This is a genomic window from Campylobacter sp. CFSAN093249 (genome assembly GCF_011067895.1).
In the GTDB taxonomy this organism is placed as follows: domain Bacteria; phylum Campylobacterota; class Campylobacteria; order Campylobacterales; family Campylobacteraceae; genus Campylobacter_D; species Campylobacter_D jejuni.
The window spans coordinates 141764-155633 of the sequence record NZ_JAAMWM010000005.1 but is presented as its reverse complement, the minus strand read 5'-3'; the positions used below and the strand labels follow the sequence as shown (position 1 = coordinate 155633).

Genomic DNA, 13870 nt, shown 5'->3' with positions numbered 1-13870 from the left:
TAAAAAAATATTTTTTATAATTATAAACAAATTTGACAAAAAGTGCATTTTTTTATTAAAATCACATTTTACAAAAATTATTCTGCTAAATCTTACGAGGACTTATGGAAAAAGAAAAAAAACAACATCAAAGAACCCACGTTCCAGTGGAAGGTTATAAAATCGAAGAATTAAAATTATTAGATTTAGAAAATCTAGTTAAAATCGCCAATGAATGTGAAATCGAAAACCCAAGAGAATTTCGCCGCCAAGAACTTATTTTTGAAATTTTAAAAGCACAAACAAAAAAAGGCGGTTTTATACTTTTTACAGGGATTTTAGAAATTTCTTCCGAAGGTTATGGCTTTTTAAGAGGTATGGACTCTAATCTTAGCGATAGTGTTAATGACGCTTATGTTTCAAATTCACAAATTAAAAAATTTGCTCTGCGTGTAGGCGATATCGTTACAGGACAAGTTAGAGAACCAAAAGATCAAGAAAAATACTACGCTCTTTTAAAAATCGAAGCGATCAATTATCTGCCTTTACAAGAAGCCAAAGAAAGACCTTTGTTTGATAACTTAACCCCTATTTTTCCAACAGAAAAAATCAAACTCGAATACGATGCAATGAAGCTTACAGGTCGTGTTTTGGATCTTTTTACTCCTATAGGAAAAGGACAACGCGGGCTTATCGTTGCTCCACCACGCACAGGTAAAACAGAGCTTATGAAAGAACTTGCTACTGCTATTGCAAAAAACCACCCAGAAATGCATTTAATCGTACTTTTAGTCGATGAAAGGCCTGAAGAAGTTACCGATATGCAAAGATGTGTAAAAGGCGAAGTTTTTAGTTCTACTTTTGATTTACCTGCTTATAATCATGTGCGTGTAGCTGAACTCGTGATAGAAAAAGCCAAAAGAATGGTGGAAACAGGCAAAGATGTTATCATCTTGCTTGATAGTATCACAAGACTGGCACGTGCTTATAACACCGCAACTCCAAGCAGCGGAAAAGTCCTAAGCGGCGGGGTGGATGCTAATGCCCTACACAAACCAAAACGCTTCTTTGGTGCAGCTAGAAATATAGAAAATGGAGGCTCTTTAACTATAGTTGCTACAGCTTTAATTGATACAGGTTCAAGAATGGATGATGTGATTTTTGAAGAATTTAAAGGCACAGGAAATAGCGAAATAGTTCTTGATAGAAATATCGCCGATAGAAGAATTTATCCTGCGATTAATATCATCAAATCAGGAACAAGAAAAGAAGAATTACTCCAAGGCGTAGCAAATCTTCAAAAAATTTGGGCGATCCGTTCAGCGATTTCTCAAATGGATGATGTTGAAGCGTTGAAATTTTTATATTCTAAAATGCTTAAAACCAAAGACAATGTAGAACTTTTATCTATAATGAACGAGTAGAAAATGCTTCAAGCTTTAGCGATTAAATACAGACCAAAAACCTTTGATGAACTCATAGGACAAAAGACAGTTAGCGTAAGTTTAAAATACGCCCTAAATCATAATCGCTTAGCTCATGCTTATCTTTTTTCAGGACTTAGAGGAAGTGGAAAAACTTCAAGTGCTAGAATTTTTTCTCGTGCTTTAGTTTGCGAACAAGGACCAAGTGATACTCCATGTGGCACTTGCAAACATTGTCTTGCAGCACTTGAAGGCAAACATATAGACATTATAGAAATGGATGCTGCAAGCAACCGTGGGCTTGAAGATATACAAGCCTTAATCGAACAAACCAAATACACCCCTTCTATGGCAAGATTTAAAATTTTCATCATTGATGAAGTACATATGCTTACCCCACAGGCTGCAAATGCGCTTTTAAAAACCTTAGAAGAACCCCCAAGTTATGTTAAATTTATACTTGCAACCACAGATCCTTTAAAACTTCCAGCTACTGTGCTTTCAAGAACACAACATTTTCGCTTTAAACAAATTCCACAGAGTGAAATTTTAAATCATCTTAAAGAAATTTTACTTAAAGAAAATGTTAAATTTGAAGAAGAAGCTTTAAAATTTATAGCAAGAAGCGGCAATGGATCTTTAAGAGATACTTTAACCTTGCTTGACCAAGCTATTATTTTTTGTCAAAATGAAATCAGCATTAGTAAAATTACAGATATGCTAGGATTTTTAGATCCTCAAAAAATCAAAGCCTTTTATCAGGCTATCTTAACAAAAGACAAGGAAAAAGTTTTTGCATACTTAGAAGAATTACAAGACTATGAAGCCTCAAGCGTGATTGATGAAATGCTTTTTTATTTAAAAGAAAGCTTTTTTGCAAAAAGTACGGAATTTTCTATTTTAATTTATGAAAGATTTTTCCGCATTTTATCAAAAGCTAAAAATATGCTTTGCGATGATGATGGCTTTACGCTTTGTGTTATGGCTTTTATGATGATGGAAGCAAGCCATTTAAAAGAAATTGATGCACAAATCCAAGAAATCAAACAAGAAAATATAACAAATATTACACCTAGGATCACACCTTCTCCTATCATACCTCATCTTGAGAAAAAAATAGAAAAAAATGCTTATGAAATCTTGCTTGATAGTATTTATGATAGGGATTTTGATCTTGCAGAATGCTTTAAACAAAGCACGAAATTTATTAGTTTTGAAAACAATACTTTAAATATAAGCTCAAATGCACAAGGACAAAATCGCGATACGCTCAATAAAGGTTTTAAACTCATACAAGAACTTTTTAAAGCTAAATTTGGAGAAAATGCTAAAATTAATGTGCAAAAAGCACTAACAATTGATGAAAATAAGCTTCAATCCTTAACTCAAGAATTACCAAACAATGAAAATAAAAACATAGATATTCAAAGTTCTATTAATATGCTTAAAGAAGGGGCCAAAAAATTTGACCTACAAGAAGATCTTAAAGAGGCTCTTAAAGATTGTTTTGGAGAGCCTAGTATAGAAAATTAATCATCATTTTTAAGAGAGATGAAAATCAAAGCTAAAAACATATAAGTTACCAATCTTGTAGCATCAGGTAAACCGTTCCAAACCTTGCTCATCCACATTCCAAACCATTCTGCAGCAACTACTTGGAAGGCAAAAAACCATAAAATACAACAACAAGTTAAAGAAATAATCCCAAAAATCTTAGCATTATGAAAGCTTTGGGCATCTAAATTTCTAGCTTTAAACATATCATAAGCACCTTTTAGAGCTGTTAAGGTAATAAAAGTTTCAAAAAGAATAATTGCTATATAGCCTATATGATGAATCACAGGAGAAGTAATAGCCCTATAAACTATAGCATTACCCAAATAATCAGGCTTTGTATCCATACTCATCACATGCGAAACAAATTGGAAATTAGAATTGTAATCTGTCACATTTCCAAAAACCACTATACCTGCTAACGATGCAACGGTAAGCAAAATAATAATTTTTGAAAATCTAATCATTTTGCTTATGCAAAAACATTTTTGTTGCATTTATACTCTTTTAATAATATATTTTAGTAATATTAATTATATATAATATATTATTAATAAAAATTAAATTTTTAAATTCTTTTAAGTCTTAAAGAATTAAGCACTACAGTAATAGAACTAAAACACATTGCAAGTGCTGCTATATGAGGACTTAAAGTGATAAAAGGTACAAATCCTGCCGCGATAGGAATGCAAAGCACATTATAAATAAAAGCCCAAAAAAGATTTAGCTTAATAATACTGCGTGTTTTTTTAGCAAGTTTAAAACATTTAAAAATCGCTGATAAATCATCTTTTATCAAGATAAAATCTCCTGTTTTTTTAGCAAGCTCATTTGCCTTTGAAAAACTCATACTCACACTTGCAGCAGATAAAGCCGCCGCATCATTGATCCCATCTCCTACAAAAAGAGTTTTTTTAAATTTTTGAATGATTTGTAGTTTTTCTTCACTCTTAAGTTGAGCATAAAATTCGTCTATTTGTAATTCTTTGGCTATTTTTTCTACATTTTTTACATGATCGCCGCTTAAAATAAAAGTTTTAAGATTTTGCTTTTTTAAATTTAACACAAGCTCTTTGGTTCCATCTTTTAAAGCATTGCTTAACAAAACACCGCCTAAACACTTTTTATTCTTAGCAAAATACACCCTAACATATTCTTTAAAAGAGTCAAAAAAGATATCACTTTCTTTTGTATCAATTTCATTTTCGTACAAAAACTGCGCACTGCCTGCAAGATAATTATCATTATCTTCTTTGTATTTTATGCCAGAACCCACAATCACTCTTCCCTCACCCTTTAAATCACAAATTTGATCTTTATGTAAAGCCTTAGCTATAGGATGAGAGCTTAAACTTTCAATTTGACATAATTTATCAAAATCATCTTTAGAAAGATTGTGTTTAAAAACACTCAATTTTTCCTTTGTTAATGTACCCGTTTTATCAAAAAAAGCATACTTAACTAAGGCTAATTTTTCTAAAGCAGCAGGATTTTTAATAAGAATGAAATTTTTTGCCGCATTTGTGCTTGCCACAACCAAAGCTATAGGTGTTGCAAGCCCTAAAGCACAAGGACAAGAGATCAAAAGCACAGCACAAGCGTGTAAAAAAGCCGTATTTAAATCTGTTTTTGCCGCCCAAAAAACAAAAACTAAAAAAGCAAAAAATATTATACCCCCTACAAAGTATTTAGAAATTTGATCTGCTAAATTTGCCAAAGGACTTTTGATATTTCCTGCTTCAAAAACTAGATTTTTGATTTGTTCTAAAGTACTATCCATAGCCTTTTTGTTTGCTTTGATCCTTAAAGCACCATTTAAAACCACTCCTCCTGCTTGAACTTCATCGCCTTCTTTTTTTAAAACAGGTAAAAACTCCCCATTTAAAAAACTCATATCAAGCTCTGCACTTCCTAAAAGCACCACTCCATCTGCGACAATGCTTTCTCCTTCTTTTACCAAAAGCACATCACCACTTTTGACAAAAGAACTTGGAATTTCTTTGATACTTTCATCTTCAAGCAAAATTTTTGTCTTTTTTGTGTCTATATTTTCTAAAATTCTTTGATAATCTTGTGCTTTAAATTTGGCCTTACTTTCAAGATATTTTCCTAAAAGCACAAAAGAAATAATCATCATTGCACCGCTAAAATACAAATCTTCTTCTTTAAAAATTTGCAAATACACAAAAAAAGAATACACAAAAGCACTCAAAGTCCCTAAAGCTACAAGGGTATTCATATCTAAATTTTTGCTTTTAAGTCCCAAAAAAGCATGAGAAAAAAAGTCTCTCCCACAATAAAATATCCCAAAAAAACTCAAAGCCATTTGAATATTTTGCGAAAAAGAACTTCTAACAAACATTTCAAAATACATAATAATCACACTCAAAACTATACTTAAGAGCAAATTTTTTCTTAATTCTAAGTGTTTTTTTGCCTTGTATGCGTTCAAGCTTTGTTCATCTTCTAAAATTTCAAAGCCTAAATTTTTAATTTTTGCGATGATATCTTTATGTTTTTCTTGATCTTCAAGTAAAAAAACCCCGCTAGAATTCACATAAGAAACGCTAGCATCTTTAACACCATCAATTTTTTTACAAGCTTTTTCTATAGCATTAGAACAATTAACGCAAGTCATTTTGCCTATTTTTATACGCAATTCTTCCATTATAAACGCTCTACGATCTCAAAACCTAAATCTTGAAATTCTTTTGTAAAATTTGATACTTGATTTTCTTCTAAATTTAAACTTAAAATTTTTTGCTCCAAATCCACTTCTATATTTCCAAATTCATATTCAAGAGAATTTTTGATCAAATTTACGCAATTCATGCAATTAACATTTTTTACTTTAAATTTCATTTTCACTCCTTATAGGTTGTATAGTAATGTGCCCGATTTCAAATTCATGCAATAACTTATGGGATAAATCCTGAGATAGTTTTTCAAATTCCTTTAGATTGCAAACTCTTACTTTTAAATGCATAGAGGCTACTAGCATTTTATTAGTGATTTGAGTAATATGCAAATCCACTACCTCATCCACACTAGGATTTAAAAGCAAAACTTGTCTTACTTTTTCTATATCCACAGGAGAACTTTCAAGCAAGACATTAGCGCTTTGTTTAAGCAAGATAATCGCCCATCTTAAAAGCAAGATTGATAATACAATAGCTAAAATCGTATCTATATAAACAATACCGCTAAAATACACCACGATCCCACCTATAATAACCGCTAAAGAACCCAATAAATCGCTCATCATATGCAAAAAAGCGGACTTCATATTGACATTTTCTAAATTTGCACCCTTAAACATCATCAAAGCATTAATCCCATTTACCAAAAAGCCCAAAATAGCTACAATTATCATGGTTTTAGCGTCAATTTCTTTTGGATTGATAAATTTTTCTATAGCCTCATAAATGATAAATAAAGCCGATAAAATAATGGTTAAAGCATTGATAAAAGCCACTAAAACTTCAAGACGAAAATACCCAAAGGTCTTTTGATGATCTTGCCATTTTTCTACGGCTATAATGGCTAAAAAACTAAGAGCTAAGGCAAAAACATCAGAAAACATATGCAAAGTATCGCTTAAAAGTGCCAAAGAATTTGAAAGGATTGAATAAATAAATTGCACAAGCATCATAGAAAAAGTCATTAAAAGAGAAATTTTTAAAATCTTTTTATCCATACTCCTTGCATCAGCATGGGAATGATGATGTTCATGAGAATGTTCTTCGTGATTATGATGACAAGACTTGTTAGCTAAAGGCTCGTGTGATAAAAATTTATACATCTTATATCCTTTTTGCTTGACATTTTAAGATATTAAGCTAAAAAGGATATAAATATTTGTTATTTTTATAAAAATTAAAAGTCAAAAAGCTCGCCTAGCCAACTTTCTTTCTTTTTCTTTTTATAGTAATCATTGTGCTGATGATAAGCTGAGTCATTATATCTTGACTCTTGTCTTGGAGCTTGGTTAAAATTTGCTGTATTAGGGACACTGCGTTCTATGATTTTGTCAAGTTCTCCACGATCAAGCCAAACGCCACGACACTTTGGACAATAATCAATCTCAACTCCACTCCTATCACTCATAACCAAATCTACATTACAAACTGGACATAACATACAATACCTTTTTTTTTAAATTTTTGATTTAAAATTATAAAAAGAAATATTAAACAAATTTACAACAAGTTTTAATGTTTTTTTGCATGTCTAGTCATCATAAAACTTTGTTCAAAAAATATAAGCAAGGTAACACTCACTCCTATAGCTAGAGCCAAAGTCACAGAAACAGTTGTAAAAAAATAATCAAAAAATTGAACTAAAAATTCAGACTTAGCCTTCAAATCATCACTGCGTATAAAAGAAATAAGATACAAAATCGCTTTATAAGCATAAATTCCAGGTATCATAGGAATAAGAGCAGGGAAAGCGATAATTTCAGCAGGAGTTTTGATGATTTTTGCTAAAACAATTCCTAAACATCCTATGCAAAATGAAGCAACAAAAGTTGCAATTGCTAAAGTTTGAAAATGAAAATATTCCACCAAGGTAAAACGAAGCCCATGTGCAATTGCCGCTAAAAGAGCAGATAAAATAAGGGTTTTTAAAGGTGGATTACAAGCATAAGCAAAGCCAAATCCCGCCACAGCAGCAAAAAACATATCTCTTAAAATAAATTCAATCATCTTAAAATCCCAAAATCCGAAATACTAAGCGTCATGTAAATTCCAAGTGCTATACAACAAATCAAAATAGCCACGCTGATAATACGGCTAAGCCCCATTAAAATATGATCTTTTAATATATCAATCACAGAATTTATAAAAAATACTCCTGGTATAAGATACAAGATACTAGAACCCAAAGCCACATCAGAAGTATTGGTATATCCCATATCCAGTCCAAAAAATACAAACCATGATGAGATAAAAGAACAAAGGATGTATTGAATTCTTAAATCAATCTTTGCTTTAGTTAAAATATATCTTAATAACAATCCCACAAAAGTTGCAAAAAATACTAAATTTCCAGCACCAAAATCACCACCAAAAAGCCTGCAAAAAGCCGAATTTGCCATAGAAACAAATAAAAGATTAAGCAAATAAGAATGCTTTTTTTGTTGAGAAATTTGCTCAAAAACGACTTTTGCTTTTTCAAGATCGTATTTGTGATCATATATAGCCCAGCTTAAAGCACTTAAATCAAAAATAAGCTTAAAATTAACATGGGCATGATGATTGGGTATAACATAAGTTCTTTGAATGGAGTTATCATCCATATCTACAACATTTAAAGTAATATGATGAAAAAAGAAATTGATATTTATCTCATAGCCATAAACCTCAGCTATTCTTCCTACGCATTTTGCCACCCTAGCTGTATAAGTTCCAGCACCTAGCAAAGTTTTAGTATATACGATTAAAAAATTAGTTAATCTTTGTATATCAGGTTTTTCCATATTTTAATAATCTTTGATTGAATTTGTTATAATTATAGCAAATTTTAAAATAAATAAGGAGAAAAAATGGCAAAAATCGGTATAGTTGGTTTAGGTTATGTAGGAGCTGCTAGTGCTTATAGCATAGTTACTCAAGGAATTTGTTCAGAACTTTACTTATATGATATAAAACAAGATTTAGCTCTAGCTCATGCAAGAGATTTGGAAGATATGTCAGCCATTCATTTTTCTTATACAAAAATTTTTCATGTGCCAAATTTAGAAAATTTAGCTTCTTGCGATATTATCATTTTAGCTTTTAGAAAAGAAAGCTTAAAAGAACTACCTAGTCGCTTAGTAGAACTTCAAAACAATATCCTCGAACTTAAAGACATTGTCTTAACCTTAAAAAATGCTAATTTTAAAGGCAAATACATTGTCGCAACAAATCCAAATGACACCATAACTTACTACACTCAAGTATTAAGCCAATTACCTAAAAATCATGTTTTTGGTAGTGGAACAAATTTAGATAGTTCAAGACTTAAGAAATTTTTAGCCAAAGATTTAAACATAAATTCAAAAGATATTTTTGCTTGTATGATTGGTGAACATGGAGATTCTCAGTTTGCAGCACTTTCTAATGCAAGCGTTTTAGGACAAAATTTATTAGATTTTTATAAGCAAAAATTAGGCAAAGATTTAGACATACAAGAACTCGAAAAAGCCGTGATTAGCGAGGGATATTTCATCTATGAACGCAAAGGAAGAACAGAATTTGGCATAGGAACTTCTTGTGTAAATTTGGCCAAAGCCATCCTAGAAGATAGAAAAAGTTTACATCCTGTAAGTGTGGTTTTTGATGATATAGCTTTTTCAATGCCCGCTATCATAGGAAAAGATGGTATAGAAAAGGTTTTTGAATTAAAATTCAATGAAAAAGAAAAAATAAAATTAGAAAATTCAAAACAACAAATCAAAAACGCCATACAAAGCGTAAAAGATAAAATTTAAGCCTTTTTAAAAGGCTTTTTGATTTTGATATAAATTAAACTTGCTAAAATCACAAAAACAATTATAATGATTAAAATTTGAGTTAAATAAGTTTTAATCAACTCTTCATTTTGTCCTATATAATAACCCAAAAATACAAGTATAGCCACCCAAATAGCACTACCAAGTGCAGTAAAAAGTATAAAATTTACAAGTTTCATTTTTACCAAACCTGCAGGCATAGAGATGTACTGACGAATCCCTGGTAAAAGACGACAAGTAAAGGTTGAAAATTCCCCGTGTTTGTTGAAAAATTCTTCAAATTTAGCAAATTTGGCTTCGTTTATACCAAAATACTTACCCCATTTTAATACAAAATTTTTACCCCAAAAAAAGCAAATATAATAATTAATCAAAGCCCCTAAAACAGAACCTAAAGTCCCACTAAGTATACAAAGAGTGATATCAAGTTCGCCTTTATGTGCCAAATATCCAGCAGGTATCATAACAACTTCACTTGGAAAAGGTATAAAACAACTCTCTAAGGTCATTAAGATAATAATACCCAAATACCCCCAAGCACTAGCCGTCTCAACAATAAAAGAAATGATTTCTTGCATGTTAGCCTTATTTGAAGAAAATTTTAAAAAATTGTAGCTTAAAAAATTAAACAGTAAAAAGCGGTTTTACACCGCTTTTTTTATTTACCTGCAACTGAAACTTGATTTGGATTGTCCGCTGCACGAGCGATCATACACTCTTTTAAAACAGCAGCATCAGCTGGATCGCTAACTTTTTTATTAATCCAGCGTTCAACTTGTTTCATTGTTTTTGACTCTGGCTCTGGAGCTTCGTATTTTGCCATCAAACTTGCACAATCAGCCAAAGCAATGATAGGTAATAAACTTGCAAAAAGTATTTTTCTCATCTTTTGCTCCTTAGAATTTTACATTATACATTAACATGATATTATCAGCTCTTGCTTTATCTTTTTTCGCTCCACCAAATGGTAAGCCACGATTACCCCAAATATTTTGGATATTAGTATAACTTAAGCGTAAGAATTGATATCTATCAAGTTGATAAATCACATAAAAATCATGTGCTGTTCCTCTTGTCATTCTTATATTAAGCGGATCGTTGATACTTGGACGGCTCATAGTATACCAGTATCTACTTCCCCAGAAAAACTCATACCCTACTTTTAAAGCCTTGGTAAAATCATAGCGTCCGCCTACATGCACAGCATAACCATCTTTTTCATTAAATTCCAATTGAGATTGTATGGTAGGAATTACACTTAGAGTATGTGCATTTGCTCCGTTAGAATACCCTAAAGATACAAAATAATTAAAATTTGTTCCAAAAGCATTATAGTTTTCAAAATGAATATTTGCTAAAGTTAAATCCCCAAGATTATAAACACCTTGATTTAGAATAGAAGGAATACTAGGCAATGGCAATGCAAAATCAGTCATATGAGCCACATTGAAGATAATAAGATTATTTCCCATACCTTCTATAGGAAGCTCTCCTTCTACTGCAGCATAGTAAAGATTTGCATCAGCATCTTTTTGATCGCTCATCCAGTCTCTTACCTTGCCTTCTTCATCCCATTGATAAGTTTTACCATAAGCTGCACGGATAGCTACTTTATGATCTTGCAAACTTTCAGGTTTATAAGTGATCACTGCTGCATCACCTAGAGCATTAATCGCTAAGGCTGGATAAGTTGATTGTCTTAAAGCATTGTTTCTAAGATTACTTCCTGGGCCATCGGTTCCTGGTTGTCTTCCTACAGTCGCAATCCATTCAGGTGTGATGTAGTAGTCAAGATAAGCTCTATCTACATAAAGTACAGGCCCGCTTGATCTTGTGTTTCTTCCTGCATCTAAGTCATAAGGGCTTCCACTCCAACCCATTTGAGACCAATTTTTAGCCATAGATAAACGACCATAGAATTTGGTTTTATCATTAATATCAGCATTCATATTTAAATGAAGCTCATTCATCCATTTGTTATTAGCACTATAATCTTGTCCGCTAACTTTATAGTTTGTATTTGAAACTGCTGTTGAAAACTCAAGTCCAAATTTAACCTTGCTCAAAGCAGCTTGGAATTCTGTTTCATCGGCTCTATCATTAAGATCAGCAAGTTCAGCTTTTACAGCTTCATTTTGCTTAGCTTGAGCTTCCCTTTCTTTTCTGATTTGTGCAAGTTCAGCTTGAATTTGTGCAAGCTGTTTTTGAAGCTTGGTTATCTCATCATCTGTATTTTTAGCAAAAAGTGAAGATGAAAGAAGACAAGCACTTAAAATAAGTGAAAACTTAGTTTTCATAATCATAACTCCTTGTAATTTTGTTACATTTAGCAAATTAAAATTGTGATTATAGAAAAAAAAGTTTAAAAAAAAATTATACATTAATCATTTTTAGCTAGTCAAACTTATGACTAGCTTTGTAAATATTGCAGTTTTAAAAAAGTTTTAAAATTTTAAATTTTTAAATTTTATCACAAATTTTTATGTCTAAAATTTTATCTCCTTGGCGTATAGAGTCTAAAACTTCTAAACTTTCTTCATCTTTTGGATCAATTTGCCCAAAAACAGTATGAACTCCATCTAAATGAGCTTGAGGGCTGTGACAAATAAAAAATTGAGAGCCACCCGTATCGCGTCCTGCGTGTGCCATAGATAAGGTTCCACGCTCATGTTTATGTTCTTGATCATCACATTCGCAAATGATTTCATATCCAGGCCCACCTATACCATTGCCGTGTGGACAACCCCCTTGTATGACAAAATTTGGGATCACACGATGGAAATTTAAATCTTTATAAAATCCTTCATTAGCCAAAGTAGCAAAATTACAAACCGTTTGTGGAGCCTCATCGCCAAAAAGTTTTAGTTTCATTGTGCCTTTTTCAGTTTCTATAAGAGCAAATTTATATTCGTTTACTTTGCTTGTGTCAATTGTTTTTATCATTATTTCTCCTTAATCTATATTTGTATAAACAGCTTGAACATCATCATCGTCTTCTAACTTATCTAAAAGTTTTTCTATATCGCTAAGCTGTTCTTCGCTAAAGCTTACAGGATTGTTTGGTATATACTCAAGCCCTGCTTTTTTAAGAACTAAACCCTTAGCTTCTATAGCAGAACTTAGCTCACCAAAGGCAGTATAATCACCGCTAATTACTAACTCTTCTTCATTTTGTTCTAATTCTTCAAGCCCTGCATCGATCAAATCAAGTTCTAATTCTTCTAAATCTCCTGCAAATTTTTCAAGATGAAAAACCGCTTTTCTAGTAAACATAAAGCCTAAAGATCCATTTTGCAAAACTTCTCCACCATTTTTACTAAAAATAGCTTTTACATTAGCCACGGTGCGTGTAGGGTTATCGCTCATACATTCAACTATAACCAAAGCTCCATGTGCAGCTTTTCCTTCATAATGAATGTTTTTAATATCTGCGCTATCCTTTCCACTCGCACGCTTAATAGCCGCATCTATATTATCTTTTGGCATATTATTTGCTTTTGCTGTAGCTATAGCACTTCTTAATTTTGGATTCATATCAGGATCAGTGCCACCTTCTTTAGCAGCTACTTGTATGGCTTTAGCAAGCTTAGGAAAAAGCTTACTCATTTTATCCCATCTAGCCTCCTTAGAAGCTCTTCGGTATTCAAACGCTCGTCCCATAAATTCTCACTTTCTTTAAAGATTTTTAAACTTAAAAGTATAAACTAAAAAGGCTAATTAAAGCTTTAAATGGTATGATTTTACCATTTATTTTTGGGGAGAAGCTTTTTGAATATCGCAAAAAAAGAACTTTTTGTTGCTTGGTTTTTCTTGATTGCTGCTATTGTATTTGAAGTTTTAGGTACTAGTTTTTTAAAAATGGAAAATCAAATTTTAGGCTATATATTTATGGCTTTATTTATAGCTTTTTCTTATTTTTTTATGGGCAAGGCGATTAAAAAAATTCAAGTAGGCATAGCCTATGCTGTATGGGAACTTTTAGGGATTATTCTTATACTTTTAGTTTCTTTTATAGTTTTTAAAGAGAGTTTAACCTTAACTCAAATTCTAGGCATTGTTCTTTCTATCGTTGGAATTATCATGATTAATATAGGCGAGGTTAAAGAATAATGTATATTTTTATTATTGTTCTATCGGCATTGTTAGATATCGTAGCAAATTTATTGCTAAAAAAATCAGATGGTTTTAAGAATAAAATTTGGGGCTTAGCTGCGATTGTCAATGCTATACTTGCTTTTTTTCTACTTTCTTTTTCTTTAAAATATGTTCCTTTAAGCATAGCTTACTCAACTTGGGGTGCTATAGGCATCATAGGAACTTGTCTTGGTGGATGGATTTTATATAAAGAAAAATTAAACAAAATAGGAATTTTAGGTATCATTATCGTGATAATAGCAGTATTTTTACTAAACTATTAAAA

Annotated in this window: 17 protein-coding genes; 5 read left to right on the top strand and 12 right to left on the bottom strand. The window is 31.6% G+C overall.

The window, feature by feature from the left end; genetic code table 11:
• Nucleotides 1-104: 104 nt before the first annotated feature.
• Entirely contained in the window at nucleotides 105-1403 is a 1299-nt protein-coding gene (rho, locus tag FBF10_RS04610) for a transcription termination factor Rho (protein WP_002852852.1), read from the top strand.
• 3 nt (nucleotides 1404-1406) lie between these two features.
• The gene (locus tag FBF10_RS04605) at nucleotides 1407-2936 is read left to right on the top strand and encodes a DNA polymerase III subunit gamma/tau (RefSeq protein WP_044258566.1); all 1530 of its coding nucleotides are present in this window, start codon (nucleotides 1407-1409) and stop codon (nucleotides 2934-2936) included.
• Here FBF10_RS04605 and FBF10_RS04600 read toward each other — a convergent pair.
• The 7 genes from FBF10_RS04600 to FBF10_RS04570 form a co-directional block, all read right to left on the bottom strand.
• Nucleotides 2933-3454: a DUF2165 family protein gene (locus FBF10_RS04600; RefSeq protein ID WP_002853472.1), complete on the bottom strand. Its 522-nt coding sequence runs from the start codon at nucleotides 3452-3454 to the stop codon at nucleotides 2933-2935. The two genes, FBF10_RS04605 and FBF10_RS04600, sit on opposite strands and share 4 nt — an antisense overlap.
• Nucleotides 3455-3525: 71 nt before the next feature.
• On the bottom strand, nucleotides 3526-5625 hold the full coding sequence (gene copA / locus FBF10_RS04595; protein WP_057035035.1) for a copper-translocating P-type ATPase CopA: 2100 nt from the start codon (nucleotides 5623-5625) through the stop codon (nucleotides 3526-3528).
• A complete protein-coding gene (locus FBF10_RS04590) occupies nucleotides 5625-5819 on the bottom strand; it encodes a hypothetical protein (RefSeq protein WP_002859258.1) in 195 nt (64 codons plus the stop codon). Before FBF10_RS04590 ends, copA begins: the two co-directional genes overlap by 1 nt.
• Nucleotides 5809-6759, bottom strand: a complete 951-nt coding sequence (czcD, locus tag FBF10_RS04585; protein ID WP_002873526.1) for a CDF family cation-efflux transporter CzcD — start codon at nucleotides 6757-6759, stop codon at nucleotides 5809-5811. The genes FBF10_RS04590 and czcD overlap by 11 nt, the downstream gene beginning before the upstream one ends.
• A gap of 74 nt (nucleotides 6760-6833) precedes the next feature.
• Nucleotides 6834-7097 (bottom strand): zf-TFIIB domain-containing protein, encoded by a 264-nt coding sequence (locus FBF10_RS04580; protein ID WP_002831611.1) that lies wholly within the window; start codon nucleotides 7095-7097, stop codon nucleotides 6834-6836.
• A 71-nt stretch (nucleotides 7098-7168) separates the two neighbouring features.
• A complete protein-coding gene (locus FBF10_RS04575; protein WP_002831613.1) occupies nucleotides 7169-7663 on the bottom strand; it encodes a threonine/serine exporter family protein in 495 nt (164 codons plus the stop codon).
• Nucleotides 7660-8436, bottom strand: coding sequence for a threonine/serine exporter ThrE family protein (locus tag FBF10_RS04570; RefSeq protein ID WP_002853925.1), 777 nt, complete (start codon nucleotides 8434-8436; stop codon nucleotides 7660-7662). Before FBF10_RS04570 ends, FBF10_RS04575 begins: the two co-directional genes overlap by 4 nt.
• Nucleotides 8437-8502: 66 nt before the next feature.
• Between FBF10_RS04570 and FBF10_RS04565 the strand changes: the two genes are divergently transcribed.
• On the top strand, nucleotides 8503-9429 hold the full coding sequence (locus FBF10_RS04565; RefSeq protein WP_002859260.1) for an L-lactate dehydrogenase: 927 nt from the start codon (nucleotides 8503-8505) through the stop codon (nucleotides 9427-9429).
• Here FBF10_RS04565 and FBF10_RS04560 read toward each other — a convergent pair.
• The 5 genes from FBF10_RS04560 to FBF10_RS04540 form a co-directional block, all read right to left on the bottom strand.
• Nucleotides 9426-10028: a DedA family protein gene (locus FBF10_RS04560; protein WP_002842592.1), complete on the bottom strand. Its 603-nt coding sequence runs from the start codon at nucleotides 10026-10028 to the stop codon at nucleotides 9426-9428. The two genes, FBF10_RS04565 and FBF10_RS04560, sit on opposite strands and share 4 nt — an antisense overlap.
• A gap of 80 nt (nucleotides 10029-10108) precedes the next feature.
• Nucleotides 10109-10336, bottom strand: coding sequence for a hypothetical protein (locus FBF10_RS04555; RefSeq protein ID WP_002822505.1), 228 nt, complete (start codon nucleotides 10334-10336; stop codon nucleotides 10109-10111).
• A gap of 10 nt (nucleotides 10337-10346) precedes the next feature.
• Nucleotides 10347-11747, bottom strand: coding sequence for a DUF3373 family protein (locus FBF10_RS04550; protein ID WP_044278382.1), 1401 nt, complete (start codon nucleotides 11745-11747; stop codon nucleotides 10347-10349).
• Nucleotides 11748-11910: 163 nt separating this feature from the next.
• Nucleotides 11911-12393, bottom strand: coding sequence for a peptidylprolyl isomerase (locus tag FBF10_RS04545; protein WP_002869004.1), 483 nt, complete (start codon nucleotides 12391-12393; stop codon nucleotides 11911-11913).
• 9 nt (nucleotides 12394-12402) lie between these two features.
• Nucleotides 12403-13110, bottom strand: a complete 708-nt coding sequence (locus FBF10_RS04540; protein ID WP_002780603.1) for a YebC/PmpR family DNA-binding transcriptional regulator — start codon at nucleotides 13108-13110, stop codon at nucleotides 12403-12405.
• A gap of 108 nt (nucleotides 13111-13218) precedes the next feature.
• Between FBF10_RS04540 and FBF10_RS04535 the strand changes: the two genes are divergently transcribed.
• On the top strand, nucleotides 13219-13560 hold the full coding sequence (locus FBF10_RS04535; protein WP_002777281.1) for a multidrug efflux SMR transporter: 342 nt from the start codon (nucleotides 13219-13221) through the stop codon (nucleotides 13558-13560).
• Nucleotides 13560-13868, top strand: a complete 309-nt coding sequence (locus tag FBF10_RS04530) for a multidrug efflux SMR transporter (protein ID WP_002777309.1) — start codon at nucleotides 13560-13562, stop codon at nucleotides 13866-13868. The genes FBF10_RS04535 and FBF10_RS04530 overlap by 1 nt, the downstream gene beginning before the upstream one ends.
• Nucleotides 13869-13870: the final 2 nt, after the last annotated feature.